The organism is Curtobacterium sp. MMLR14_006, from assembly GCF_001864985.1.
In the GTDB taxonomy this organism is placed as follows: Bacteria; Actinomycetota; Actinomycetes; order Actinomycetales; family Microbacteriaceae; genus Curtobacterium.
On sequence record NZ_MJGU01000012.1, the window covers coordinates 316728 to 340613 of the forward strand.

At 74.1% G+C, this 23886-nt stretch carries 20 protein-coding genes and 1 other RNA gene; 15 read left to right on the top strand and 6 right to left on the bottom strand.

The window, feature by feature from the left end:
- The first annotated feature begins 149 nt into the window (after positions 1 to 149).
- From BIU94_RS05100 to BIU94_RS05110, 3 genes are all read left to right on the top strand, one after another.
- Complete coding sequence (locus tag BIU94_RS05100) at positions 150 to 1118, top strand: hypothetical protein (RefSeq protein ID WP_071254973.1); 969 nt, start codon at positions 150 to 152, stop codon at positions 1116 to 1118.
- Between the two features lie 157 nt (positions 1119 to 1275).
- Entirely contained in the window at positions 1276 to 2646 is a 1371-nt protein-coding gene (locus BIU94_RS05105) for an alpha/beta fold hydrolase (RefSeq protein ID WP_071254976.1), read from the top strand.
- Positions 2643 to 4193 (top strand): GMC family oxidoreductase, encoded by a 1551-nt coding sequence (locus BIU94_RS05110; protein WP_071254978.1) that lies wholly within the window; start codon positions 2643 to 2645, stop codon positions 4191 to 4193. The genes BIU94_RS05105 and BIU94_RS05110 overlap by 4 nt, the downstream gene beginning before the upstream one ends.
- A 146-nt stretch (positions 4194 to 4339) precedes the next feature.
- On the opposite strand, the gene BIU94_RS05115 is transcribed toward BIU94_RS05110, so the two are convergent.
- Positions 4340 to 4906, bottom strand: coding sequence for a GIY-YIG nuclease family protein (locus BIU94_RS05115; protein WP_071254980.1), 567 nt, complete (start codon positions 4904 to 4906; stop codon positions 4340 to 4342).
- A 60-nt stretch (positions 4907 to 4966) separates the two neighbouring features.
- On the bottom strand, positions 4967 to 5812 hold the full coding sequence (locus BIU94_RS05120) for a siderophore-interacting protein (protein WP_071254982.1): 846 nt from the start codon (positions 5810 to 5812) through the stop codon (positions 4967 to 4969).
- A 200-nt stretch (positions 5813 to 6012) separates the two neighbouring features.
- On the opposite strand from BIU94_RS05120, the gene BIU94_RS05125 reads away from it, so the two are divergent.
- The 9 genes from BIU94_RS05125 (at position 6013) to BIU94_RS05165 (ending at position 15364) form a co-directional block, all read left to right on the top strand.
- On the top strand, positions 6013 to 8670 hold the full coding sequence (locus BIU94_RS05125; protein ID WP_071254990.1) for a phosphoenolpyruvate carboxylase: 2658 nt from the start codon (positions 6013 to 6015) through the stop codon (positions 8668 to 8670).
- A 155-nt stretch (positions 8671 to 8825) separates the two neighbouring features.
- Complete coding sequence (locus BIU94_RS05130) at positions 8826 to 10031, top strand: Bcr/CflA family efflux MFS transporter (RefSeq protein WP_254782926.1); 1206 nt, start codon at positions 8826 to 8828, stop codon at positions 10029 to 10031.
- 60 nt (positions 10032 to 10091) lie between these two features.
- A complete protein-coding gene (locus BIU94_RS05135; RefSeq protein WP_071254999.1) occupies positions 10092 to 10427 on the top strand; it encodes an STAS domain-containing protein in 336 nt (111 codons plus the stop codon).
- Positions 10424 to 10840 carry an ATP-binding protein gene (locus BIU94_RS05140; RefSeq protein WP_254782925.1) on the top strand — a complete coding sequence of 139 codons (417 nt, stop codon included), beginning with the start codon at positions 10424 to 10426 and terminating at the stop codon, positions 10838 to 10840. Before BIU94_RS05135 ends, BIU94_RS05140 begins: the two co-directional genes overlap by 4 nt.
- A gap of 95 nt (positions 10841 to 10935) precedes the next feature.
- Positions 10936 to 11898: a helix-turn-helix domain-containing protein gene (locus BIU94_RS05145; protein WP_071255001.1), complete on the top strand. Its 963-nt coding sequence runs from the start codon at positions 10936 to 10938 to the stop codon at positions 11896 to 11898.
- Between the two features lie 31 nt (positions 11899 to 11929).
- Positions 11930 to 12484: an alpha/beta hydrolase gene (locus BIU94_RS05150; protein WP_071255003.1), complete on the top strand. Its 555-nt coding sequence runs from the start codon at positions 11930 to 11932 to the stop codon at positions 12482 to 12484.
- 116 nt (positions 12485 to 12600) lie between these two features.
- Positions 12601 to 13752 carry a hypothetical protein gene (locus BIU94_RS05155; RefSeq protein ID WP_071255005.1) on the top strand — a complete coding sequence of 384 codons (1152 nt, stop codon included), beginning with the start codon at positions 12601 to 12603 and terminating at the stop codon, positions 13750 to 13752.
- Positions 13753 to 13781: 29 nt separating this feature from the next.
- Positions 13782 to 14627: a Nif3-like dinuclear metal center hexameric protein gene (locus tag BIU94_RS05160; protein ID WP_071255007.1), complete on the top strand. Its 846-nt coding sequence runs from the start codon at positions 13782 to 13784 to the stop codon at positions 14625 to 14627.
- A 2-nt stretch (positions 14628 to 14629) separates the two neighbouring features.
- On the top strand, positions 14630 to 15364 hold the full coding sequence (locus tag BIU94_RS05165; protein ID WP_071255010.1) for a zinc ribbon domain-containing protein: 735 nt from the start codon (positions 14630 to 14632) through the stop codon (positions 15362 to 15364).
- A gap of 74 nt (positions 15365 to 15438) precedes the next feature.
- Here the strand turns inward: BIU94_RS05165 and BIU94_RS05170 are convergent, their stop codons facing one another.
- The 4 genes from BIU94_RS05170 to map form a co-directional block, all read right to left on the bottom strand.
- Positions 15439 to 16329, bottom strand: a complete 891-nt coding sequence (locus BIU94_RS05170) for an alpha/beta hydrolase fold domain-containing protein (RefSeq protein WP_071255011.1) — start codon at positions 16327 to 16329, stop codon at positions 15439 to 15441.
- A gap of 55 nt (positions 16330 to 16384) precedes the next feature.
- An RNA gene (gene rnpB, locus BIU94_RS05175) (RNase P RNA component class A) lies at positions 16385 to 16745 on the bottom strand.
- A 384-nt stretch (positions 16746 to 17129) separates the two neighbouring features.
- On the bottom strand, positions 17130 to 17879 hold the full coding sequence (ppgK, locus tag BIU94_RS05180; RefSeq protein WP_071255014.1) for a polyphosphate--glucose phosphotransferase: 750 nt from the start codon (positions 17877 to 17879) through the stop codon (positions 17130 to 17132).
- A 22-nt stretch (positions 17880 to 17901) separates the two neighbouring features.
- Positions 17902 to 18765: a type I methionyl aminopeptidase gene (gene map / locus BIU94_RS05185; protein ID WP_071256271.1), complete on the bottom strand. Its 864-nt coding sequence runs from the start codon at positions 18763 to 18765 to the stop codon at positions 17902 to 17904.
- A 232-nt stretch (positions 18766 to 18997) separates the two neighbouring features.
- On the opposite strand from map, the gene BIU94_RS05190 reads away from it, so the two are divergent.
- The 3 genes from BIU94_RS05190 to BIU94_RS05200 all read left to right on the top strand — a co-directional run bounded on the left by BIU94_RS05190 (position 18998) and on the right by BIU94_RS05200 (position 23569).
- Positions 18998 to 19177: an SPOR domain-containing protein gene (locus BIU94_RS05190; RefSeq protein WP_071255015.1), complete on the top strand. Its 180-nt coding sequence runs from the start codon at positions 18998 to 19000 to the stop codon at positions 19175 to 19177.
- A gap of 89 nt (positions 19178 to 19266) precedes the next feature.
- Positions 19267 to 20604: a type I glutamate--ammonia ligase gene (gene glnA, locus BIU94_RS05195; protein WP_071255016.1), complete on the top strand. Its 1338-nt coding sequence runs from the start codon at positions 19267 to 19269 to the stop codon at positions 20602 to 20604.
- 16 nt (positions 20605 to 20620) lie between these two features.
- Entirely contained in the window at positions 20621 to 23569 is a 2949-nt protein-coding gene (locus BIU94_RS05200) for a bifunctional [glutamine synthetase] adenylyltransferase/[glutamine synthetase]-adenylyl-L-tyrosine phosphorylase (RefSeq protein ID WP_071255017.1), read from the top strand.
- The last annotated feature ends 317 nt before the right edge of the window (positions 23570 to 23886 follow it).

A 23886-nucleotide genomic window follows, 5' to 3' on the forward strand; every position in this document is an offset into this window, starting at 1 on the left:
CGCAGCATGTGCGCGCACGGACCTCCCGCCGCGAGCACGACCCGCCGCCCTCGCAGAAGCCACGCATCCGGCGCCAGCACGCCGACCGCCCCCAGCCACCGAGGCCAGTCCCGCCCGCCGGTGTCGGTGGCCGTCCCTACGGTGTCGACGTGGCCGAACCCGTGGATGCGTGGTGGCGCCGCCGGCAGTGGTCGCGCGGCGCAGCGGTGCCGTACGCCGTCGGGGCGTTCCGCGCCGAGTGGGCGTCGTACCCGGTGCTCGTGCGGCAGTACCACCCGGAGTGGAACCACGGCGTGGTCCTGTCCCAGGTGCCCCCGGCCGCCGAGGTCCTGCTGACCTGGGAGTGCGACGTCGGCCACGTCTTCGTCGCCACCCCCGCCGAGCAGCGCGGCCGACCCGGGCGGGAGCGACGCCGGTCGGTGTGGTGCCCGGAGTGCGCAGTGCAGGCGCAACCGCAGCGCTGGCCGGTGCTGCCGTCCGACTGGCCCGAGCAGGTCCCGGTGCCGCAGCGCGTCGTCCGTGCGACCGGGCGGCAGACGCTGCCGGCGGCGCCCGCGCGCGGGGTGCCGGCCGGGGCGGTCGCCTCCACCCGGTCCCGGTCGCGTCGGTCCGTCACCGGAGTCCCACGCCAGGCGGGTCAGGCGCCCGCGCGCACGATCTGCGCGAAGACGCCCCGGCTGCCGTCCGGGGAGTCCTTCACGAGCGTCTGCGCCCCGGCGACGGCGTCGGCGGTCGAGGCAGAGCTCCGTGCGGCGCTGTCCGACCGGTTCGCGTTCACCTTCGACCACACCGCGATCCGGCTCGACCGCCCCTTCTTCGAACACGTCGAGGTCTGGCCGGACATCGTGCTGCCCGAGCTGCGCGTCGCCATCGAGTACGACTCCACCGGGCGCCACGGCCTCGAGCACGTCGGACCGCGGCAGGAGACCGACCGGCGGAAGGACCGGGCCGTCCGCGGTGTGGGGTGGGAGGTCGTCCGCATCCGCACCGGGCGGCTCCAGGCGCTCGGGCCGCACGACCTCGAGGTGTCCGGCATCTCGCGGGCGACCATCGAGCGGTTGGCCGACACGCTCCGGACGATCCGCGGCGCGCTGTTCGTCGACGCGTACGCGCGATGACGGCGGCGGAATCGATGACGGGCACGGAGCCGATGACGACCTTCGGTGCGGTGACCGGACACCTCACGGCGGCGACACGCGCGGTCCTGTACCCCGAACGAGCCGCCGGGGTACGGCGCGCCTGGGACCGCTCCCGCACGGCGGGTAGGCAGGACAGGTGACCGTTGCCTTCTGCCTCCACGCCCTCGGATCGAGTTCCGAGGAGTTCGTCCCGCTCCGCAAGGAGCTCGTGGGCGACCTCGACCTGATCGGTGTCGACCTGCCCGGCTTCGGCCGCAGCCCCGCGTCCTCCGGGACGACGGTCGAGGAGATGGCCGTGCTGGTCGAGCGCGCGATCGGTGCCAGCGGTGCCACCGACTGGGTGCTGCTCGGCCACTCGATGGGCGGCAAGGTCGCGACCGTCGTCGCCGACCGCACGATGTCCGGCGCGAACGGCCTGTTCGGCCTGCGCGCCGTGGTCCTGCTCGCGGCGTCGCCGCTCGCGCCGGAGCCGATGGACGAGGAGCGCCGCCGGTCGATGCTGGCCTGGGCGGCCGACGGGCCGATCGACGCCTCGGCCGCCGTGGAGTTCGTCGACGCGAACACCGCGTCGACCCTCGCGCCCGACCGGCACCTCACCGCCGTGCAGGACGTCGAACGGACCGACCCCGAGGCCTGGACCGACTGGCTCACCCGCGGCAGCCGCGAGGACTGGTCCGACGCTCCGACGAACCCGGTGCCCGCACTCGTGTTCGCCGGCGCCGAGGACGGCGACCTCGACGCCGACGCGCAGCGGCGCCTGACGCTGCCGCACTGGCCGGATTCCGAGCTCCACGTCGTCGACGGTGCCGCGCACCTGCTGCCGTGGGAGCAGCCGGAGGCCGTCGCCGAGCGCATCCGCGACTTCTGCTCCCGCCGGCTGCTGGCCGGGCCGGTCGTCCCGCAGGAGACCGCCCGGGTGATCGCCTCGCCGCGCGTGAGTGCCAGGACCCGCGGCGTCTTCGCCGCGCGTGCGCTGCCGGACGACCCCGCCGCCGGACCCCGTGCACTCACGGCCCTCCAGCTCGAGACCCTCCGGGCCATCGCCCGGATCGTCGTGCCGCAGCCCGGTGAGCGACAGGTCGACCTCGCCCTGCGGGTCGACGCGCAGCTCGCCGCTGGCGAGGGCGACGGCTGGCGCACCGACGGCATGCCCACCGACGCCGAGGCGTACCGCGGCGCGCTCGACGTGCTCGCCGCCCCGGCGCGTGACGGCGGTCTCGACCAGGCCCTCGAGGCGGTCGCCGCCGGCCGGTACCGCGCCGACGGATGGCTCGACGCCGCGCAGCTGCGCACCTGGTTCGAGGACGCGAGCGTCGACCTCGTCAAGCAGTGGCTCGCGCACCCCGCGACGATGGCCGAGATCGACTACGACGGCTTCGCCAACGGTGGCGACGGTGTCCGCAAACAGGGCTTCCAGCTGCTCGGCGCCGACCAGCGCGAAGCCTGGGAACCCCGGCCGACGGGCACCCCCGCGACCGGAACCACCACGACTGGAGCAGCACGATGAGACTCGACGGACAGCGCACGTACGGCACGGACGACGTCGTCGACGTGGTCGTGGTCGGCACCGGGGCCGGCGGCGCACCGCTGCTCGCCTCGCTCGCACGGCGCGGCCTGCGCGTGGTCGCCCTCGAGGCCGGCAGCAACACCGAGCCCGGCGAGCACACCCCGGACGAGTCGACGGCGGCGGCCCAGATCAACTGGATGGACGAACGCCTGAGCGGCGGCGGCGCCCCGACCGCGTTCGGCCCGAACAACAGCGGCACCGGTGTCGGCGGCTCGACGCTGCACTGGGGTGCGTTCACCCCGCGGCCGTCGGAGCACGACCTGCGCCTGCGGTCGGAGAGCGGCGAGGGCCAGGACTGGCCGATCGCGCACGCCGAGCTCACCGAGTGGATCGAGCAGGTCGAGCACGACGTCGGCGTCGCCGGTCCCGCGCACTACCCGTGGGACCCGGCCCGCCGCTACCGCATGGCCCCGCCGGCACGGAACGCCTCGTCGGACATGATGATGCGCGGTGCTGCCGCCGCCGGCATCACGGCGACGGACGCGCCGGTCGCGCTCACCACCGAGGACCGTCACCAGGAGCACTTCGGCCTGCGGCACGCGTGCGTGTCCTGCGGCTCGTGCCACCAGGGGTGCCGCAACGGCGCCAAGGTCTCGATGGACACCTCGTACCTGCCGGCCGCCGTGGCGTTCGGCGCCGAGATCCGGCCGGACTCGTTCGTGCACGGCATCGAGCTCGACGCGTCCGGGCAGGTCGCGGCGGTCGTCTACACGCACGACGGTCGCGAGGTGCGGCAGCGCTGCAAGGCCCTGGTCCTCGCCGCCGGCGGTGTGGAGACGCCCCGGCTGCTCCTGCACACCGGGATCGCGAACGGCAGCGGCCAGGTCGGCCGCAACTTCACGGCGCACGGCGCGACGCAGGTGTGGGGACGCTTCGACCAGTCGATGCGGTCCTACCGCGGGTACCCGTCCTCGATCATCACCGAGGACTTCGTGCGTCCCGCCGACGCGGACTTCGCCGGCGGCTACCTGATCCAGAGCCTCGGGGCGCAGCCGCAGACCTTCGCGAACACCCTGGTGCGCGGCGGCGGGCTGCGCGGCGCCGAGCTCGTGCAGGCGCTGCACGACTACCCGTACTCGGCGGGGGTCGGGATCAACGCCGAGTGCCTGCCCTACGAGGACAACCGCCTCGAGCTGTCCGACGAGCTCGACGAGCACGGCGTCCCGCGCGCCCGGGTCTCGTTCACGCCGGGCTCGAACGAGGAAGCCATCCGCGCACACGCCGTCCGCACGATGACGACCCTGGTCGAGGCCGCCGGCGGGAAGGACGTCCGTGTGCTCGAGCGCACCGCGCACACCATCGGCACGGCCCGGATGGGCACCGACCGCGCGAGCTCGGTGGTGGATGGCGACGGTCGTTCGTGGGACGTCCCGAACCTCTGGATCTGCGACAACTCGGTGTTCCCGAGCGCCGTCATCGCGAACCCCGCGCTCACGATCATGGCGCTCTCGCTCCGCACCGCCGACCGCATGCTGCAGGCCGCTTGACGGGCAGCGCCGTCACCGAGTGAGCAGAAGACGTCGAGTCCACGCCCCGGACCCGTCCTTTTCTGCTCACTCGGCGAACCGCAGCCGCACCACGCCGAACGAAGTGCCCGCACCGCACCACAGCGCGCACCGCACCGCGCCGTCCGTCAGCCCCGCAGCGCGAGCGCCTCGCTCGTCCACCGGGCGTGCAGCTCCCACGGATCGGACACCCCGGCGGCGACCCGTTCGACGTGCGCGAGCAGCTCGGGCGTCACCCGGAACCACTCCGTGCGCGGGTAGCGCGTCGCCGCGAAGCGGGCGTGGCGTCGGCGCTCGAGCGTGCGGTCGCCGCGCTCGAACCCGAGGAGCTCCTGGTGCGGGATCGCCGCGAGCCGCTGCCGCGGGTTCGTCGTCGTGCCGATCTTGATGCGGTCGCCGAAGTCGTCCCGCATCCGCAGGTAGTAGACGACGTCGACGCGCGGGGGAGCGAGGTCGCCGTCCGGCACGTCGCCCCAGCGCCACTCGCACGTCGAGCACACCGCACCGGACGGGTACCGCACGCCGACCCGTGCACCGCAGACCGGGCACGGGCCGGGCAGCAGGTCCTCGACGCCGGTGTGCTCGGCGGCGAGGTCCGCGACGAGCGCGACGTGTCCCGCGCACAGCGGGACGCCGCCGAGCGCCGGGGCGGACGTGCTCCGGCACCCGGGCACACAGCACGTGGAGGCGACCATGCCGGGAACGTTAACCCGACCCACCGACGCGGGACGGGCCTCCCGACCGGACCGCGGCGGTCAGTCCGTGAAGATGACGCCCACGGGTTCGCGCTTCTCCTCCTGGAAGCGGTCCTCGGCCCGGCCGAGCGCCCAGTAGGCCGACAGCGACATCTCGGACTTCTCGAGTCCCCAGTCGTCCTGCAGCAGCCGACGGATCGCCTTCATCGCGGTCCGCTCGCCGTGCGCGAAGACCTGCACCGGCCGGGAGGCGCGCTCCAGCGAGCGGGCGGCCTCCAGCAGGAGCGTGCCCGGCGCGGCGCCGGTGGCGTCGCGGTGCAGCCACCGCAGGTCGACCCCGGGCGGGTGCGCGACCTGCTGCTCGTCGGCCGGCCCGGCGACCTCGACCAGGGCGACGCCCGTGGCGGAGTCGGGCATGGCCTCGAGCGCGGCGGAGATCGCCGGCAGGGCGCTGTCGTCGCCGAGCAGCACGTGCGTGACCGCGGGGTCGGCGCTCGGGGCGTAGCCGCCGCCGGGGCCCGAGAGGGCGAGACGGTCGCCGGGGCGGGCCGCGGCGGCCCAGGGACCGGCGAGGCCCTGGTCCCCGTGCACGACGAAGTCGATCGCGATCGTGCGGGCGTCGTGGTCGACCGAGCGCACGGTGTAGGTGCGGCGCGACGGACGGTCCTGCTTCGGCAGGGTCTCGCGCAGCGCGTCGAGGTCGAAGGGCGGCTCGAGGCCGAGTCCGGGCTTCGCCACCAGGAGCTTGACGTACTTGTCCGTGGCGGCGAGGTTCCCCGGGTCGGCGGCGGCCACGAAGTCGTCGAAGGCGGGGCCGCCCAGGTGCACGCGCACCATGTGCGGCGAGAGCCGTTCGGTGCGGTCGACGACGAAGACGTGCTGGGGACGTTTGGGTTTCGCGCTCATCGGAGCCGAGCTTCCTCCCACTCGGTCGGCATCCGCTGTGTGCCCTGCGGCGACGAGCACACCACGGTCGTGCGCGCCGTCGGCCGTCACCCTCGACGCCCGGCCGCGGTCCGTCCGGACGGTCGTCGTCACGCGTCCGCGGAGGCCGCTACGCTGCTCGGGACCCGGGACGCGTTCCCGGCAGACCCGGAGAGGACTCCATGACGGCGATCGACGGATCCGCGCGCCACGAGCGTGCGCGGGACGACGTCAGCGGGGCGGTCGACAGCGACCTGCGCGCCGACGTGCGGTACCTCGGCAACCTGCTCGGACGCGTGCTGCGCGAGAACGGCGGCGACGAACTGCTCTCCGACGTCGAGACGCTACGCGCCGCCGTCATCGACGCCTACGAGGGCGACCACGCCGACGGCGCCGCCCGCGCCGAGGCCCTGGTGTCCGCGATGTCGGCCGAACGGGCCGAGGCGGTCGCGCAGGCGTTCACGACGTACTTCCACCTCACGAACCTGGCCGAGGAGCACCACCGGGTGCGCGTCCTCCGGCAGCGCGGCGACGACGGCGGGCACGCCGGTGACTCGTTCCCCGCGACCTACGCACAGCTCGTGGCCGAGGTCGGCGAGGCCGAGGCCGCCGAGCGGCTGCGGACCCTGCGCTTCCACCCCGTGCTCACGGCGCACCCGACCGAGGCGCGCCGTCGCGCGGTGACGACCGGCGTCCGGCGCATCAGTGATCTCATCGACGAGCGGGACCGGGCGCGCAACGCCACCGCCCGCGCGGAGAACGAGCGTCGGCTGCTCGAGGAGATCACCACCCTCCTGCGCACCTCGCCGCTCCGCACCACGCGGCCGACCCCGCTCGACGAGGTCCGCACCGCGATGAGCGTCTTCGACCAGACCCTGTTCGAGATCGTGCCGCAGGTGTACCGCCTGCTCGACGACCGGCTGCAGGGCGACGACGCCGGCCGCGTGCCGGTCACCGCCCCGGCGTTCGTCCGCTTCGGCACGTGGATCGGCGGCGACCGCGACGGCAACCCGCACGTCACCGCCGACGTCACCCGCCAGGCCGCCGAGATCGCTGCCGAGCACATCCTGCTCGGGCTCGCCCGCGCCGCCACCCGCATCGGCAGCACCCTGACGCTCGACGCGAACGAGACCCCGGCCGACGCCGGCCTGACCGCGCTCGTCGCCGCGCAGGAGTCCCTCGACCCGGGCATCGCGGAGCGCATCGGCATCCGCGCGCCGAACGAGACCCACCGTCGCGCGCTGCTCTTCGCCGCTGCGCGCATCGACGCGACCCGCCTCGGCGAGACGCCGCTCGCCTACCCGGGCCCGGAAGCGCTCCTCACCGACCTGCGCACCATCCAGACCTCCCTGGTGCACGCGGGCGCCTCCCGGCCGGCGAACGGCGAGCTGCAGAACCTCATCTGGCAGGTCGAGACCTTCGGCTTCCACCTCGCCGAGCTCGAGGTCCGGCAGCACTCGCAGGTGCACCGGACCGCCCTCGCCGAGATCCGCGCCGGGGGAGCCCGCAGCGAGACCACGGAAGAGGTCCTCGCGGTCTTCCGGACCATCGCCGCGCTGCAGGCCCGGTTCGGCGTCCGTGCGGCCAGCCGGTACATCGTGTCCTTCACGCAGTCGCCGGCCGACCTGGCGAACGTGCACGAGCTCGCCGTCGCCGCGCTCGGTTCGGTCGAGGCGGCGCCCGTCCTCGACGTCATCCCGCTGTTCGAGACCTTCGCCGACCTGCACGCCAGCGTCGACATCCTCGACGAGGCCGTCCGCACCGAGGCGTTCCAGCGCCGCCTCGCCGCGACCGGCCGTCGCCTCGAGGTCATGCTCGGCTACTCCGACTCCTCGAAGGACGTCGGCCCGGTCTCCGCGAACCTGGCGCTGTACGACGCGCAGGCGCGGATCGCGGACTGGGCCCGCGACAACGACGTCGAGCTCACGCTGTTCCACGGCCGTGGCGGCTCGCTCGGCCGCGGAGGCGGTCCGGCGAACGAGGCCGTGCTCGCGCAGCCGCCGGGGTCGATCGACGGACGGCTCAAGCTCACCGAGCAGGGCGAGGTCATCTTCGCCCAGTACGGCGACCAGGACATCGCCGCCCGCCACCTCGAGCAGATGGCCTCGGCGACGCTGTTCGCGTCGTCGCCGTCGAACGAGTCCCACACCGAGCAGGCGGCGCAGCGCTTCGCCGACCTCGCGCAGCGGCTCGACGACGTCTCGCGCGAGGCGTTCTACGGGCTGGTCAAGGCGGACGGGTTCGCGCCCTGGTTCGCCCGGGTCACCCCGATGGAGGAGATCGGTCTGCTCCCGCTCGGCTCCCGCCCCGCCCGACGCGGGCTGAGCGTCGAGTCCCTCGAGGACCTCCGCGCGATCCCGTGGGTGTTCTCCTGGACGCAGGCGCGCATCAACCTCGCCGGCTGGTACGGCCTCGGTTCCGCGCTCGAGTCCGTCGGCGACGTCGAGGCCCTGCGCGCCGCCTACCGCGACTGGCCGCTGTTCGCCGCGATGATCCGCAACGTCGAGATGTCGCTCGCCAAGACCGACGAGCACATCGCGCGCCGCTACCTCGAGCTCGCGGACCGCGACGACCTCGCCGCCGCGGTCCTCGACGAGATGCTCCGCACCCGCGACTGGGTGCTCCGCGTCTCCGGTGGCAGCGACGTGCTGGCAGACCGTCCGGTGCTGGCGCGGGCCGTCCGCCTGCGCAGCCCGTACGTCGACGCACTGTCGCACCTGCAGCTCCGTGCGCTGCGGTCGATCCGCACCACCGGCAGCACCGACCCGACGGACGCCGACCACCGGCTGCTCCTGCTCACGGTCAACGGCATCGCAGCCGGTCTGCAGAACACCGGCTGACGCGTCCGCCGCCCGGGTCGCGTGCACCGCGTGCGTCGGACGGGAGGCCCGGTGCGGCCGGCCGCCGTCCCTCCCGTCCGCCTCGGCGCGCGTCCCGGGCACGCGCGGACGACGCGCACGTGACGGTCCGCCCCGGTCCGCGTAGCGTGGCGGTCGTGACGACGGGGCGCCAGCGGAGGACCACGACGACGCTGCCGCCGATCGTGCCGCTCGCGCTCGTCGTCGGTGTGTCGCCGTTCGCCACGGACATGTACATCCCGGCACTGCCCGCCATCGCGCGCGACCTCGGCACGACGCCGGGCACCGTGCAGCTCTCGCTGACCGCCTTCCTCGTGGCGTTCGCGGTCGGGCAGCTGCTCGTCGGCCCGGTGAGCGACGGCGTCGGCCGACGCCCGATGCTCGTCGTCGGGACCGCGGTGTTCGCCGCGGCGTCGGTGGCGTGCGCCCTCGCCCCGGACGTCGTCGTGCTCGTCCTCGCGCGCATCGCGCAGGGGCTCGGCGGTGCCGCCGGTGCGGTGGCGGGTCGCGCGATGGTGTCCGACGTGGCGAGCGGGACGCGGATGGCGCGGGTGTTCGGCACCCTCGCCGCGATCAACGCCATCGGGCCCGTGGTGGCGCCGCTGGCCGGGGGAGCGGTGCTGACGGTCGGCACCTGGCGGCTCATGTTCGTCGTGCTCGCCGCCCTCGGGCTGCTGCTGTGCGCGATCGTGGTGCTGCGGTTCCACGAGACCCTGCCCGCCGAGCGCCGCGGGGGCGCCGGGTTTGCCGCGAACGGTCGACGGATCCGCGAGCTGCTCGGCATCCCACGGTTCCGCGCCTACGTGCTCAGCGGCGTGCTGTCCACGGTGGGGTTCTTCGCCTACATCGCCACGAGCTCGTTCGTGTTCCAGACGGAGTTCGGGTTCTCCGAGGGCGGGTACACGCTCGTGTTCGCGACGAACGCATCGATGATGGTCGTCACCACCCTGGTGTTCCGGCGGGTCGTCGGGCGGTTCTCCGAGGACGCCCTGCTCACCGCCGGCCTGGTGGTCGGCACGACGGGTGCCACGGGGGTGCTCGTCGCGGCGTGGACCGGCGCCGGCCCGGTCGTGGTGTGGTGCGCCCTCGCGGTCGTCACGGCGGCGTGGGGCTTCGTGCTGCCTGCGGCGATGACCCGGACGCAGCACGTCGGCGCGGCGCACCCGGGGACCGCCGCGGCCCTGCAGGGCGGCCTCACCTTCGGCATCGGCGGCCTCGGCACTCCGCTCGCGGGCGCGCTCGGCGGCACGGCGCTGGCGATGGGCGGGGTCATGGCGGCGCTCATGGCGGCCGCCGTGGTGGTGCAGGTCACCGCGACGCGGCGGCACGCCGGGCGGACCTGACGGTGACGAACCGGTAGGTTGCATGGTGCAAGGCGAACCGACACGAGGGGACCACACGGCATGGACATCGTCGTACACGAGGCGGAGACCGACACCGCCGTCCTGGAGTGCAGCGGACGGCTCAACATGGTGTCAGCGCCGTCGTTCCGCGAGACCGTCGCCCAGGTGGTCGGCAACGGCCGCGCACGGATCGTGGTCGAGCTCTCCGCCGTCGAGTTCATGGACTCGTCCGGCCTCGGCGCGCTCGTCGGCAGCCTGAAGACCGCTCGGCAGGCCGGCGGCGACCTCCGACTCGCCGCACCGTCCGAGCAGGTGCAGATGGTCCTGAAGCTCTCGAACATCGACAAGATCCTGCGCACGTACCCGGACGGGGACGCCGCGGTCGTCGGCTGGTGAGCACGGTGACGACCGGCGAGCACCTGCTCGAGCTCGCGTGCCCGCCGGACGACGTGTCCGCGGTCCACACGTTCCTCTCCGGGGTCTGGGACCGCGAACCGACGGTCTCCGCCGAGGACCGTATGGCACTCGAACTCGCGCTCGTCGAACTCACCTCGAACGTCATCGAGCACGGCGCGCACGAGCACGGCGTCTCCTGCCAGCTCCGGCTCGCGATCGGGGACGACCGGGTCGACGCGCTGCTGTCGGACGACGGCTCGCCCGCGACGGTCGACCCGGACGCGGCACGGCTGCCGGAGGACCTCGCCGAGAGCGGTCGCGGGCTCGCCCTGGTGCGCATGGTCGTCGACGACCTGCGCTACGAGCGCGTCGACGACCGCAACCGCTGGACGGTGGCGCGTGCCCGTCGCTGACCGGGTTGTCCGCGACGCGCAACGACGGGGCCGTTTCCCGCACCACGACGGCGCCGATTCCCGCCGATGACGACCGCCGTGTCACGATTCGCACGATGACAGTCGAACCAGCCGATCCGCGGATCAGCTTCGAGACGTCGGGGGCCGACCTCGAGGCGGCCCTGCACATGTACGAGGACGCCTACGAGGGGACCGGCTTCGACGCGACCCGGACCGACCGGGCCTTCGCCTACCGGTTCCGGGTGGTCGGGGACGACGTCATGTCCTTCCGCTCGACCCGCTTCGACGCCCGCATGCAGGGCGAGATCGACGACGGCGGCGAGTACGTCGTCAACTGGACCACCGAGGGCGGCGGCCGGATCGACATCGGCCGCGACGAGGTCGCGCTGCGCCCCGGCCACCCGGTGATGTTCCCGACCGGACGACCCTTCGCCTTCGACCTGCAGGACGTCCGGCAGAGCCTGGTGCAGTTCGACCGGTCGTACCTCGAGGGCATCGCGGCCGAGGTGCACGGCACCCAGCCCGGTCCGCTGGTCTTCGACCACACCGCGGCGCCCGACCCCGAGGACCTCCGCGGCTGGAACGCCCAGGTGCAGCGTGCGGCCGCGACCGTGCTCGGGACCGGCCCGGTGTCCGCCCTCGCCTTCGCCGAGACGGCCCGGGCGACCGCCCACAGCCTGCTCCGGACCTTCCCGCACCAGGTGCTCGCGCCCGAGGTGACCCTGCCCCAGGGCGCGACCGGCCGTGTCCGCGAGGCGATCGAGTACATGCACGCCTACTCGCACACCCCGATGTCGACGACCGACGTCGCCGAGTACGTCGGCCTGAGCGTCCGCGGTCTGCAGCAGGCGTTCCAGCGGCAGGTGGGCACCGCCCCGAACGCGATGCTCCGGGGCATCCGTCTCGACCGGGTGCGCGAGGAGCTCCGTCGCTCCTCGGCCGGTGAGACCACCGTGGCGGCCATCGCCGTGCGGTGGGGCTTCGCGCACCTCGGGCGGTTCTCGGCGGCGTACGCGTCCCGGTTCGGCGAGTACCCGCGCGAGACGCTCCAGCGCTGACGACCGGCCCGGTCGCCGCTACGCTGTCGCGGTGCGCAGACCTCGACCGTGGGTGATCGTCCCCGGGATCTGGAACTCCGACCCGGAGCACTGGCAGTCCGTCTGGCAGGACGACCGCGGCGCCGGTGCCGTCCGCATCGACCCGGCGTCGTGGACCGACCCCGACCCGGCCGACTGGCGGGCGGCGATCACGCGTGCCGTCCGGTCCTGCCCGGAGCCGCCGGTGCTCGTCGCGCACAGCCTCGGCGTCCTCGCCGTGGCGGACTGGCTCGCCGCCGCCGCCGCGGGGACGGCCGCCGGCGCGTTCCTGGTCGCGCCGCCCGACCCGGCCGCGCCCGGGTTCCCGGAGGCCGCAGGGGGCTTCGCCGCCCCGCGACCGCTGCCCGACGGCGTGCGGGTCCCGACGCGGATGGTCGTGAGCGACGACGACCCGTACTGCTCCGTCGACCGGGCGACGGCCTTCGCACGCACCCTGGGTGCGACGGTGCTGCGGGTCGGCGCGCTCGGCCACGTCAACGTCGCGAGCGGGGTCGGTGCGTGGCCGGCGGGGCGCTCGCTCCTCGACGACCTCGAACACGCGCTCTGACGAGCACCCGCACCACGGCCGACACGCCGTTCACGTTCCGTGCGACATGTCACCGAACCCGGCGACACACCGCGGATGTCCGACGATCCGGGTCCTGCGATATTTACCCTTCGGACATGGAGACCCAGTCCGGCGCACGCACCCCGCTCGTGGACCCGTTCGGTCGCGAGCTCGAGGAGTGGCTCCGCGACGCCCCGGCGACGCGGACGCCGTACGTGGCGGACCTCGTGGTCCCGCCTGTCACCGGCCCCGTGCAGCGGCCCGACCTCGCACCGGCCACCCCGGTCGAGGACCGTCGCCGCACGCCCGCCCACAGTGCACCTGCCAGCGCCGAGCGCGGTGCACACGCCGGAGCCGGGCGCGGGGCACACGCCGGCGCCGAGCGCGGTGCCGACGCCGGTGCGACCCCGACGTCCGAGGCTCCGGTCCCCGAGGCCACGGCGGCGACGTCGTCGGCGGGTCTGTCGGCAGCGACGACCGCGACCCCGGCCCCGGCCCCGGCGTTCCGCCGCGACCGCGTGCGCGACCACGCCCGGCACGCCGCCTCGTGCGCGCCGTCGTTCCCGGAACCGCCGGAGCGGATCGCCCTGCGCATCGAGGACCTGGCCGTCGAGGTCGCCTCGTCGACCGGTCGCAGCGCCGTCGAGCGCATCGTGCTGCTCGAGGACGAGGTCCGACGCCGCGACGAGGACCTCGCACGCCTCGCGGCCTGGGAGGCCACCGTCGCCGGCACCGACGACCCCGAGGTGCGCGCCGCCCGCGACTTCGCCCGCACGGTGTTCGCCGACCTGCTCGCCGACGCCGCCCTCGAGGCCGACCGCCGCGACCGCGCCGCGGCCCGCCGTGCCGCGACGACACCCGTCCCCCTCGTCGTCGTCCCGGCACCCGGGCCGACCGGCCGCAGCACGCCGGGACTGCGAGCCGACGTCGCGACGGCGCGCCCGGCCGTGGAGCTGGTGCTCCCGGAACGCGACGAACCCGTGCGTCCGGTGGCGGGCCTCCCGGCCGTGTCACCGGTGTCCGCGAACACGCGACCGACGCCGCTCGTCCAGCCCGCCACCGGGCCGACCGTCATCGACCGCGCTGCGTTCGCCGCCGCGCTCACGGCGCACCAGGGCCGGACCGCGAGCACACCCGTCGTCCTGCCGGACGCGGTCGTGCCCGCCGGACCCGTCGTGCACGAGCCGGCTCCGCAGCAGGCCGAGGCGGAGCGCCCGGGCTGGTGGTCGCGTCTCGTGGCCCGGCTGCTGCACCTGCTCGGCCGCTGACGGGGCGGACGCCTCGGTAGACTGACGGGATGCCGACGCTCCGCGAACTCCAGGCCGTGATCGAGGACCTGTGGCCCGCCGCGGGCGCGGAGTCCTGGGACAGCGTGGGCCTGGTCGCCGGAGACCCCGATGCCGTCGTCGAGCACGTGCACCTGGCCGTCGACGCCGTGCCGGCCACCGCGCGCGAAGCGGTCGGCCTCGGAGCCGGGCTCCTCCTGACGCACCACCCGCTGCTGCTGCGCGGGGTGACCACGATCGCCGAGACCACCTACAAGGGCAGCGTGCTCGCGACCCTGGTGCGGGGCGGCTGCGCCCTGGTCGCCGCCCACACCAACGCCGACGTCGTCACCACCGGCACCTCGGCCGTGCTCGCCGACCGCATCGGCCTGACCGAGCAGCGCCCGCTCGACGCCGGATCCGACCCCGCGACCGGCATCGGCCGCGTAGGCGTGCTGGCCGAGCCGACCACGCTCGGTGCGCTCGCCCGGCGGCTCGTCGACCTGCTGCCGCCGACCGCCACCGGCGTCCGCGTCTCCGGGGACTTCGACCAGCCCGTCCGCACCGTCGCACTCTGCGCCGGTGCCGGCGACTCCCTGCTCGGTCACCCCGCCGTGCTCGACGCCGACGTGTACGTCACCAGCGACCTCCGCCACCACCCGGCGTCCGAGTTCCGCGAACAGGCACTGCTCCACGGCGGACCGGCCCTCGTCGACACGTCGCACTGGGCCACCGAGTGGCTCTGGCTCGACGTCGCGGCGGCGCAGCTGCGCGAGGCCGCCGGCGTCCGCGTCACCGTGAGCGACCTCCGCACCGATCCGTGGGACTTCGCCGTCCTGCCGGCCGCCGAACCCACCACCCCCACTGAAGGAGTCTGACCATGAAGGCAGCACCCGAGGACCAGGTCATCCTCCTCGACCTCCAACGACTCGACAACGACGTCACCCGGATCGCGCACCGCATCACGTCGCTGCAGAAGGGCGACCAGCTCACCGAGCTCGGCACCAGGGCCGCCGGGCTCCGCAGCGAGCTCGTGGCGGCCACCGGCGAGGTCGAGGACGCCGAGCGCGAGCTCGCCCGCCTGGAGTCCGACACCGCGACCGCCCAGGCCCGCATCGAGCGCGACACCACCATGCTGCAGAACGTCTCGAACTCGAAGGACGCCGCCGGCCTGCAGAGCGAGCTCGAGTCGCTGCAGCGGCGCATCGGCGGCCTCGAGACCGCCGAGCTCGAGATCATGGAGAACCTCGACGTGCTCCGCGCGCGGGTGGGCGACGTCGAGGCGAAGCTCGCCGACGTCGACGCCGCACGCGCCGGGCTCGTCGCCGACCGTGACGCCGAGATCGCACGGCTGACCGGCGACAAGGACTCGGCCGAGCAGAGCCGCGCCGCCGTCGCCGCGAAGGTGCCGGCCGACCTGCTCGCGCTGTACGACCGGCAGCGCGCCCGCTACGGCTTCGGCGCCTCGCTGCTGCAGGGCGGCGTGTCCACGGCCTCCGGGGTGTCGCTCACCAACTCGGACCTGCAGGACATCCGCCGTGCCGCTCCGGACGACGTCGTGCTCTGCCCCGACAGCGACGCGATCCTGGTGCGCACGGCCGAGTCTGGCCTGTAGCCGAGACCCGGCCCTGGCCCGGGCAGGGCCGGGCCGGGATCGGCCTGCCCGAGCCGCGCCCCGTCGCCCGCGTCTCAGGCGCGCAGCGCGGCGACGATGCGGTCGCGGGCTGCTGCGGCGGGACGGGTCGGCAGCAGCGGGAACACGTGCACGGCCCCGCGGCGTTCGACGAGCTCGACGTCGACGCCGGCGGCCCGGGCCCCCGCGGCGAGCAGGTGCGCGTCCGGGTTGAGGACGTCGCGCGTGCCCGTGAGCAACAGGACCGGGCCGAGCCCGGTCGGGTCGCCCGCCAGGGGACTCACCGCCGGGTTCGTCACGGGGAGGCGCCCGGCCCACTGCGCGCCGAGGTGGCGGAGCCCGTCGACACCGAGCCACGGGTCGGACGGCAGCACGTCGGCGACCCGCGGGTTCGCCATCGTCAGGTCGAGCGCCGGCGCGAGCAGGACGGTGCGCACGGCCCGGTGTCCGCGGTCGCGGAGGGCGAGCGCGGCGGACAGGGCGACCTGGCCGCCGGCCGAGTCGCCGGCCAGGCGCACCTCGTGGCCGGACGCCGTCGCGGCCTCGAACAGGTGCACGACGAGCGCGACGGCCGCCGCGGCGTCGCCGTGGGGGAGCAGCGCGTACAGCGGCACGGTGACGGTGGTGTTCGACTCGGCGGCGACCTGCGCGACGAGCGCCCAGTGCTGCCGGCTGATGTCGTGCACCCACCCGCCACCGTGGACGTACACGGTCTCGCCGACGGGCGTCGACCGGGTGGGCCTGACGGTGTACACCGGTCGACCGTGCTCGCGACGCACCGTGACGGCGACGTCCGGGCGCAGCCGCAGGCGCTCCGGCGGGACGGCCGGTTCGGGGTGCCGACCGTGGCGGCGGACCTCGCGCGCCGCGCCCTCGACGGTCCGGTAGGGCCGGTTCGCCCGCGTCGCGCGCAGGTACGACGGCGCGAGGGCTTCGGGCAGGTACACGTCAGCGCCTTCCGACGGTCGCCACCGCGGGCGGCAGCCCGCAGCGTGGTGTGGGCGAATGGGCCGGCCGTACGCCGGGTTCTGTCCCGCCGCTCGCGCGGCGGTGACGGCCATCTCTCTCGGACCGACGTTGCCGTCGGCCTCCAGCGGTCTACCCGAGGACTCGGCGAGCAGCCTCAGCGTCCTCTGTCTGACCTTGCTCCGGGCGAGGTTTACCGAGCGGATCCGGTCACCCGGACCCCTGGTGGTCTCTTACACCACCGTTTCACCCTTACCGACGTCGCCGCCGGCGGTCTGCTTTCTGTGGCACTGTCTCGCGGATTGCTCCGGGTGGGTGTTACCCACCGCCCTGCTCTGTGGAGCCCGGACGTTCCTCGGCACTCCCGGAGGAGTGACGCGACCGTCTCACCGACCCATTCGCACGGCAAGCCTAGCGCGTGCGACCCGGGGCCGGCCCCGCCGAGGTCGCACGGAGTGCCGCCCGGACGGCTGACGTGCGGCACCTCGCGCGACCCGGGCGACGCGCCCGCGGCGTGTCGTGCGACCCCGCCGCCCGGGCACGCAGGCTCGCGGGCTCGCGGCCCGTGCACGCCACGCGTGCGGCACGGGGCCGGAGCCGCCGAGGTCGCACGGAGTGCCGCCCGGACGGCTGACGTGCGGCACCTCGCGCGACCCGGGCGACGCGCCCGCGGCGTGTCGTGCGACCTCGCCGGCCGTGCACATCGCCCGTCATGGCCGACGAGCACGCCGAGCACGCCGAGCACGCCGGGCACGCTGGCCTCGCCGCTCGGCCAGGTGCGTCAGGCGCTCTGCGCCGCCAGGGTCGCCGCGCCGATGATGCCCGCGTTGTTGCGGAGCGTCGCCGGGATGATGTCGGCCTGCAGGTCGAGCAGCGGCAGGTACTCCTCGTGCTGCTTCGAGACGCCGCCGCCGACGACGAAGAGCTCCGGGGAGAGCAGGGCCTCGAGCGTCGAGTAGTAGTGCTGCAGGCGCTTCGCCCAGTGCTTCCACGACAGGTCGTCGCGCTCCTTGGCTGCGAACGAGGCCCGCGACTCGGCGTCGTGGCCGTCGATCTCCAGGTGCCCGAGCTCGGAGTTGACGATGAGCACGCCGTCGTTGATGAGCGCGGTGCCGATCCCGGTGCCGAGCGTCGTGACGATGACGAGGCCGTCCTTGCCCTTCGCCGCACCGAACTGCTGCTCGGCGAACCCGGCGGCGTCGGCGTCGTTGACGAAGTGGATGGAGCGGCCGAGCTCCTTCTCGAACAGCGCCTCGGCCTCGAAGCCGATCCACTTCTTCGAGACGTTGGCGGCCGACATCGTCTTGCCGTCACGGACGATGGCCGGGAAGCACACGCCCACCGGGACGTCGGCGGCCGGGGCGAGCTCCTCGACGATGGACTTCGCGACCGCGACGATGTCGTGGGGCTTCCCGCCCTCGGGGGTGGCCTTCTTGATCCGGTCGGTCGTCAGTTCGCCGGAGGCGACGTCGACGATCGCGCCCTTGATGCCCGTACCGCCGATGTCGACGCCGACTGCGAGGGTGGTCATGAGGAGCCTTTCGGTGGGGGTCTCAGGAGACGGTGAGGAGTTCCGCGCCGCGCTCGGTGACGACGAGGGTGTGCTCGAACTGGGCGGTCCAGGACTTGTCCCGCGTGGAGACCGTCCAGTCGTCGGACCAGATGTCCGCCGCCACCCCGCCGAGCGTCAGCATGGGCTCGATGGTGAACACCATGCCCGGCTCGATGACGGTGTCGTACTGCGGGGCGTCGTAGTGGGGGATGATCAGGCCGGAGTGGAAGGCCCGCCCGACGCCGTGGCCGGTGTAGTCGCGGACCACCCCGTAGCCGAAGCGCTTCGCGTACGCCTCGATGGCGCGGCCGATGACGTTGACCTGGCGACCGGGCGCCACGGCCTTGATGCCGCGCTCGAGGGCGAGTCGAGTGCGGGTGACGAGGTCCTCGACCTCCTGCGAGGCCTGCCCGACGACGAACGTGCGGTTCGTATCACCGTGCATGCCGTCCTTGTAGGCGGTGATGTCGATGTTGACGATGTCGCCGTCCTGCAGCACGGTGTCGTCCGGGATCCCGTGGCAGATCACCTCGTTGAGGCTCGAGCACAACGACTTCGGGTACCCGCGGTAGCCGAGCGTCGAGGGGTAGGCGCCGTGCGCGACGACGTACTCGTGCCCGATGCGGTCGAGCTCGTCGGTGGTGACGCCCGGGCGGATCGCCGCGGCGACGGCGTCGATGGCCCGCGAGGCGATCCGGCCCGCGGTGCGGATCCGCTCGACCTCGTCCGGGGTGTAGGTGTCGCCGAGTCCGTGCTCGTGCGGTTCGACCCTGCCGACGTACTCCGGCCGCTCGATGTCCCGCGGGACGGCCAGCTGGGGGGAGACGCGGCCGGCGGTCAGGTGTCCGTGTTCGTCCCGGGGCATGCGGACCACTCTAGCCGGGGCCGCGCCCGACGCCGCGCGGGTCCCGAGCGGCCGCCCACGTGTGCGCCGGGACGCGACCGCCTGGAGGCGCGGCACCGGTCCGCCGGGCGCAGGCCGGGCCTCCAGGCCGTCACCCCGGGCGCGGGGCGCCCCCGACAGCCGACCGCACGGCCACCAGCGCGGCGCGGCGGCGCGCGGACCACCGACGCGCCGCGTCGGTACGGTGGGCGGCATGAGTGACGAGCGCATCGAGTCCCAGTGGTGGTTCAACGACAAGACCGGCCAGGTCGAGCAGGGGCCGCAGTCGCCGCAGCGTGACCGCATCGGCCCCTTCGCCACGCGCGAGGAGGCGCAGCACGCGCTCGACCGCATCGCCGCGAACAACGAGAAGTGGGACGCCGAGGACCGCTGACCCGTCCGGCCGCACCCCGTCCGTCCCACCGGACCACTAGCCTGGGACCAGGCCCGCCCGCGGCCACCCGATACACGGAAAGGTCGTGCATGGACAAGCAGACGGACTTCGTGCTCCGCACCATCGAGGAGCGCGGGATCAAGTTCATCCGACTCTGGTTCACGGACGTCATCGGGACGCTCAAGTCGGTGGCGATCGCCCCGGCCGAGGTCGAGGGCGCCTTCGCCGAGGGCATCGGGTTCGACGGCTCCGCGATCGAGGGCCTCACCCGCAGCTACGAGGCCGACGTGCTCGCGCACCCGGACCCCTCGACGTTCCAGATCCTGCCGTGGCGCGGCGAGATCGACCCGACCGCGCGGATGTTCTGCGACATCACGACCCCGGACGGGCAGCCGGCCGTCGCCGACCCGCGCAACGTGCTGAAGCGCACCCTGGCCCGGGCGAGCGACCGCGGGTTCACGTTCTACACGCACCCCGAGATCGAGTTCTACCTGCTCAAGAGCCGCGAGTGGCGGGACGGCGGCCCGCAGCCCGTCGACCAGGCCGGTTACTTCGACAACGTGCCCGGCGGCAGCGCCCACGACTTCCGCCGCCGCTCGGTGCGGATGCTCGAGGACCTCGGCATCTCGGTGGAGTACAGCCACCACGAGGCCGGCCCCGGCCAGAACGAGATCGACCTGCGGTACGCGGACGCGCTCACGATGGCCGACAACATCATGACCTTCCGCACCGTCGTGAAGGAGGTCGCGATCGAGCAGGGCGTCTACGCGACGTTCATGCCGAAGCCGATCTCCGGCCAGCCCGGCTCGGGCATGCACACCCACGTCTCGCTGTTCGAGGGCGACCAGAACGCGTTCTACGAGGCCGGCGGCCAGTACCAGCTCTCGCAGACCGCCAAGCACTTCATCGCCGGTGTGCTCAAGCACGCGCCGGAGATCACCGCCGTGACGAACCAGTTCGTCAACTCGTACAAGCGCCTGTGGGGCGGCGACGAGGCCCCCTCGTTCGTCACCTGGGGCCACAACAACCGGTCCGCGCTCGTCCGCGTGCCGCTGTACAAGCCGAACAAGGGCCAGTCGTCGCGCATCGAGTACCGCGGCATCGACTCCGCGGCGAACCCGTACCTGGCGTACTCGCTCCTGCTCGCCGCCGGGCTGAAGGGCATCGAGGAGGAGTACGAGCTCCCCGCCGAGGCCGAGGACAACGTCTGGAGCCTCAGCGACTCGGAGCGCAAGGCCCTCGGCTACAGCCAGCTGCCGGCGAGCCTCGACCACGCGCTGAGCCTGATGGAGGACTCCGAGCTCGTCGCCGAGACCCTCGGCGAGCAGGTGTTCAACTTCGTGCTCCTCAACAAGCGCCAGGAGTGGAAGCGGTACCGCGACCAGGTGACGCCGTTCGAGCTCGACACCAACCTCGGCGCGCTGTAGGCGGAGTGCGCACCAGATGACCGGTCGGACGACGACGTCACGATCCGAGTTGGCGCGCCTGGGCTTCGCCGAGTTGTCGGAGAGCCTCGAGCGGATCGCCGACCTGCGCGAACGGTTCGGGGCCGACGTGCCCCTGCCCGTCGACGGCGGGGGCGCGCTCTGGGGCGTGACCGCGGACCCGGACGGTGCGCTGCGGTCGCTGGAGCGCCTGCTCGAGCGCGCCCCGGACGCGCTGCGGCCCGTGCTCGCCGACGAGGCCGCGACCGAGCGCCTGGTCCGCCTGCTCGGTGCCTCGGTCGGGCTCGGCGAGTTCCTGCACCGTCGGCCGGCGGAGCTCGACCTGCTCCTCGAACCGGTGCGCGAGCCGTGGTCGCAGGAGCGCTACACGGAGTCGCTGGTGCGGGCGGTGGACGGCACCACGGGCGAGGACGCCCGCGTCCGCCTGCGGGTGCGCTACCGACGGCACCTCGCCCAGATCGCGCTGTACGACGTGCTGCACGCCGCCCCGACCGAGGCGTTCCCGAGCGTCGCCGCCGGGCTCGCCGACCTGGCCGGCGCCGCGCTCGAGGCAGCGGTGCAGGTCGCCCGGCGCGAGGTCCCGTTCCCGGCCGACGACGTCGCCGCGACCCCGCTCGCGGTCATCGCGATGGGCAAGGCCGGCGCGCGCGAGCTGAACTACGTGAGCGACGTCGACGTCATCTTCGTCACCGAGGCCACCGACGCGGTGCCCACCGACCGCGCGGTGCTCGTCTCCACCCGGATCGCGATCGCCGCGACGCACGCCATCACCGACCTCGCCGCCGAGCCGGCCCTGTGGGAGGTCGACGCGAACCTGCGGCCCGAGGGCAAGGACGGCGCGCTCGTCCGCACCCTCGACTCGCACGTGGCCTACTACGAGCGCTGGGCGAAGGGATGGGAGTTCCAGGCTCTGCTGAAGGCGCGGCCGATCGCCGGGTCGGCCGACCTCGGCCGGCGCTACGCCGAGGCCGTCGCACCCTTCGTGTGGAGCTCGTCCGGCCGGCCCGGCTTCGTCGAGTCCGTGCAGCGGATGCGCGAGCGCGTCACCGAGCACATCCCGGACGCGGACGTCGACCGGCAGCTCAAGCTCGGCCCCGGCGGCCTGCGCGACGTCGAGTTCACGGTGCAGTTGCTGCAGCTCGTGCACGGCCGCGACGACCCCTCCGTGCGGGTCCGGTCGACGCTCGAGGCGATGGACGCCCTGACCGACGCCGGGTACGTCGGCCGGGCCGAGGCCGCCCGCTTCGGACCCGACTACGCCCTGCTGCGCGTCCTCGAGCACCGCATCCAGCTGCGCCGCCTGCAGCGCACGCACCTCATGCCGACCGACGAAGAGGAGCTGCGGGTCCTCGCCCGGTCGAGCGGCGTCGCGACGTCCGCCGCGGCACTCGAGACGCGCTGGCGTGCCGTCAAGCTCGAGGTCCGCGGTCTGCACGAGCGGTTGTTCTACCGTCCGCTGCTGTCCGCCGTCGCGGCCGCCGACGGCGTCGCCCTGACGAACGACCAGGTGGTCGACCGGCTCGGGGCGATCGGCTTCGTCGACCCGGCCGGCGCGATCCGGCACATCCGCGCCCTGACGCAGGGCACGAGCCGTCGCGCCGCCATCCAGCGCAACCTGCTGCCGGTGCTCCTGCGGTGGATGGCCGAGGGGCCGGCGCCCGACCGTGCCCTGCTGGCCTTCCGCCGCCTGAGCGACACCCTGGGGGAGTCGAGCTGGTTCCTCCGGATGCTCCGCGACTCGTCCGGCGCGGCGCACTCACTGACGACCGTGCTCTCCGAGTCGGCGTTCCTCGCCGGACTGCTCGAACGGTTCCCGGAGGCCGTCGCCTGGCTCGACGAACCCGAGTCCCTGCTCCGGCCCCGCCCGATCGAGTCGCTGCTCGCCGAGATGACCGCGACGACCGCCCGGCACGGCAACGACGTCGACGGGTCCGCCGCGCTGCTGCGGTCGGCCCGACGGCGCGAGACGCTGCGGCTCGGCATGGCCGCGGTGCTCGGACACCTCGACGTCGACGGCCTCGGGCCGGCCCTCAGCGACGTCACCGAGGCCACGCTCGCCGGTGCGCTCGCCCTGGCCCGCCGCGACGCCCCCGAGGGCCTGGAGTTCGGGATCATCGCGATGGGCCGGTTCGGCGGCCGCGAGCTCGGCTTCGGCTCGGACGCCGACGTGCTCTACGTCCACCGGGCACCCGACCTGGCGCCCGAGGTGGCGTCCCGCGCCGCCCAGGCGATCGTGCGCGAGCTGAACCGGCTCACCGAGGACACGATCCACCCGCTCGACCTCGACATCGACCTGCGCCCCGAGGGGAAGAACGGACCCGTCGTCCGCACCCTCGAGTCGTACGGCGCGTACTACGCCCGCTGGTCGCTCACGTGGGAGGCGCAGGCGTTGCTGCGTGCCCGCGGCGCCGTCGGCGACGAGCAGCTGCTCCGCGACTTCGAGCACCTGGCCGACCGCACCCGCTACCCGGACCACATCGACGACAACGAGGTCCGCGAGGTCAGGCGCATCAAGGCCCGCGTCGAGTCCGAGCGGCTGCCGCGCGGCGCCGACCCGGCCCGGCACCTCAAGCTCGGTCGGGGATCGCTGAGCGACGTGGAGTGGTTCGTCCAGCTCCTGCAGCTGCAGCACGCGCTCGAGGTCCCGGCGCTCCGCACGACCTCCACCCTCGAGGCGCTCCACGGTGCGGTCGCCGCGGGCTTCGTCGCCGCCGAGGACGGCGAGCGGCTCGGGGCCGCGTGGCGGTTCGCGTCGCGCACCCGGAGCGCCCTCGTCCTGTGGTCGGGGAAGACCACCGACGTGCTGCCCGTCGACCGCGTCCAACTCGAGGGTGTGGCGCGGCTGTTGGAGTACCCGCCGGGGTCGGCGAGCGAGCTCGAGGAGGACTACCTCGGCGTCACGCGCCGCGCGCGGCAGGTGTTCGAGCGCGAGTTCTACGGCGCCTGAGCCGGCGCCCGAGCCGGCGCCTGACCCGGCGCCTGAACCGGCGCCTGAGCCGTCGCCTGAGCCGGCGTCCGGACGGCTGCGAGGCCCCGGTTGCAGTTCCGCGCGTCGGAGGTCGTTCCGCGCGTCGGGAGCTGTTCCGCGCGTAGAAGGCCGTTCCTTCCGTCTGACCATGCGCGGAACAGCTTCCCATGGCACGACCGATGGGAAGGACCGACGGGACGAGCGTCAGGGGCGGACTGCCGAGGGTGATCACCCGTGGCGCGGCAGGCATCCCGGCCCCTCCCACGCGTGCCCCGACACGCCCGGGCAGCAGAGTT

Excerpts from the sequence above, each read along its gene's own strand:
- glnA (WP_071255016.1), top strand. The coding sequence starts at position 19,267 with ATGGACAAGCAGACGGACTTCGTGCTCCGCACCATCGAGGAGCGCGGG.
- BIU94_RS05165 (WP_071255010.1), top strand. The coding sequence starts at position 14,630 with ATGAAGGCAGCACCCGAGGACCAGGTCATCCTCCTCGACCTCCAACGA.
- BIU94_RS05145 (WP_071255001.1), top strand. The coding sequence starts at position 10,936 with ATGACAGTCGAACCAGCCGATCCGCGGATCAGCTTCGAGACGTCGGGG.
- BIU94_RS05160 (WP_071255007.1), top strand. The coding sequence starts at position 13,782 with ATGCCGACGCTCCGCGAACTCCAGGCCGTGATCGAGGACCTGTGGCCC.
- ppgK (WP_071255014.1), bottom strand. The coding sequence starts at position 17,879 with ATGACCACCCTCGCAGTCGGCGTCGACATCGGCGGTACGGGCATCAAG.
- BIU94_RS05115 (WP_071254980.1), bottom strand. The coding sequence starts at position 4,906 with ATGGTCGCCTCCACGTGCTGTGTGCCCGGGTGCCGGAGCACGTCCGCC.
- BIU94_RS05135 (WP_071254999.1), top strand. The coding sequence starts at position 10,092 with ATGGACATCGTCGTACACGAGGCGGAGACCGACACCGCCGTCCTGGAG.
- BIU94_RS05190 (WP_071255015.1), top strand. The coding sequence starts at position 18,998 with ATGAGTGACGAGCGCATCGAGTCCCAGTGGTGGTTCAACGACAAGACC.
- BIU94_RS05125 (WP_071254990.1), top strand. The coding sequence starts at position 6,013 with ATGACGGCGATCGACGGATCCGCGCGCCACGAGCGTGCGCGGGACGAC.
- BIU94_RS05120 (WP_071254982.1), bottom strand. The coding sequence starts at position 5,812 with ATGAGCGCGAAACCCAAACGTCCCCAGCACGTCTTCGTCGTCGACCGC.
- BIU94_RS05155 (WP_071255005.1), top strand. The coding sequence starts at position 12,601 with ATGGAGACCCAGTCCGGCGCACGCACCCCGCTCGTGGACCCGTTCGGT.
- BIU94_RS05200 (WP_071255017.1), top strand. The coding sequence starts at position 20,621 with ATGACCGGTCGGACGACGACGTCACGATCCGAGTTGGCGCGCCTGGGC.
- BIU94_RS05110 (WP_071254978.1), top strand. The coding sequence starts at position 2,643 with ATGAGACTCGACGGACAGCGCACGTACGGCACGGACGACGTCGTCGAC.
- map (WP_071256271.1), bottom strand. The coding sequence starts at position 18,765 with ATGCCCCGGGACGAACACGGACACCTGACCGCCGGCCGCGTCTCCCCC.